The sequence below is a fragment of the Nocardia sp. NPDC058497 genome (assembly GCF_042720195.1).
Lineage (GTDB): Bacteria > Actinomycetota > Actinomycetes > Mycobacteriales > Mycobacteriaceae > Nocardia.
Map to the genome: position 1 here is coordinate 1 of NZ_JBHXMY010000963.1, position 1,403 is coordinate 1,403.

Here is a 1,403-nt window from a genome sequence, read left to right on the forward strand (position 1 = left end):
GGAGTTATGTCGGGGAAATCGGTTGCAAGGAGGTGGGAAACCCCAGCTTCGACCCGGGGCAGGTCCACTTCGGCAACCTCTCGCACAATTTCCCAGTCCAGGCTGAAGTAGGCGTGCACTGCATGGTTACGGAACCCACGAATCTGCCGCCATGGTAGGTCTGGCAGCTTGTCCCTGGTCGCGTCGGTGATGTGCGATGCCGCTTCGCCGATGACGAGCAGCTGCCGCAGCACCGCGTTCTGCAGGATCTCGTCGTCCATCCAGGTGTCGCAGCGCTCTGCGAGCCATCGACGCACAGCGCGTGAAGCGATGACGATATCTGCGAGATAGAGGGAGTTGGCGCGTTACTCAGGCGGCGGCATAGATGACCTCGGCGTCGGCGAGCACTTCGTCGCGGATCAATCGGTTGAGACCGTTCTTCGGCACCAGATCGACGTGGGTGCCCAGAAGTTTCTCGAGATCCTCTTCGAGGCCGAAGAATGCCAGGCCGCGCACGGCATTTGGCCCCCGCACATAAAGGAGGTCGACGTCGCTGTCTTGCCGTTCGTCACCGCGGGCAACCGAGCCGAAGACAGCAAGCTCTGTGACCCCGTACGCGGCACAGAGCTGAGTAATCGCGGGGAGGAGCTGGATCAGATCGTCTCGCCTCACTCACCCATCATGACAGCTCAGCGCGATGAGAGACAGTTCCCTCGAGGACTGGGGAACCGATCGGAGGTGGGGTGCGTCTAAGTTTGGTAGTGGCGGGTGGCTGCCGTGTCGACCAGGTAGGAGTGCTGTGCGAAGCGTTGTGGTGATGCGGGCTGTGGTCTGCGGTGTGGTTTCGGTGGCGGCGCTGGTCGGGTGCGGGGAGTCGACTGAGGGGGTGGGGAGTCCTACGGCATCCAAGGCGGCCGGTGACATCTTCAATCCGTGTCGGGGGGCGTTGTCGGATGAAGCGTTGCGGAGCGCGGGGCTCGATCCGGCAACGAAGAGTGTCCTTACCGACCCTCCGACCGGCGAGTCCTCCTGGCGGGTATGCAGCTGGAAACCGCTCGACAACCGATACGGATCCGGTCGTCGGATGGTCGGAGTGTTCTCGACTGACCACACCCTGAGCGACGCGCGCAAGAAAGAAGGCGCGACCGTGCTCCGCGAGACGACCGTCAACGGCCGCCCAGGCCTGGTTTCGCAGGAAAACAGCGATCCGGATTCCTGCTACGTGTCGTTCGAGGCCCAGCAGGGCATGTTCGAGATCCGCACGTCATGGCTTAGTACAGAAGGGCCGCGCATCGGCGACGCATGCGAGATGTCGGAGAAGTACGGCGCGGCGCTCGAACCGCATCTGCCGAAGTGACCTTGGGGGAACGGAAATGACTCAGGACCACGCCAGTTACTGGCGGAACATGAATACGCAGGCGATA

At 62.5% G+C, this 1,403-nt stretch carries 3 protein-coding genes; 1 reads left to right on the plus strand and 2 read right to left on the minus strand.

The window, feature by feature from the left end:
- Both ACFWPJ_RS32870 and ACFWPJ_RS32875 read right to left on the minus strand, forming a co-directional pair.
- On the minus strand, window positions 1-260 hold a 260-nt coding region (locus tag ACFWPJ_RS32870), incomplete at its 3' end, for a DUF86 domain-containing protein (RefSeq protein WP_378857423.1).
- Window positions 261-348: 88 nt separating this feature from the next.
- Entirely contained in the window at window positions 349-651 is a 303-nt protein-coding gene (locus tag ACFWPJ_RS32875; protein WP_378857425.1) for a nucleotidyltransferase family protein, read from the minus strand.
- Between the two features lie 145 nt (window positions 652-796).
- On the opposite strand from ACFWPJ_RS32875, the gene ACFWPJ_RS32880 reads away from it, so the two are divergent.
- A complete protein-coding gene (locus ACFWPJ_RS32880) occupies window positions 797-1,336 on the plus strand; it encodes a DUF3558 domain-containing protein (RefSeq protein ID WP_378857427.1) in 540 nt (179 codons plus the stop codon).
- Window positions 1,337-1,403: the final 67 nt, after the last annotated feature.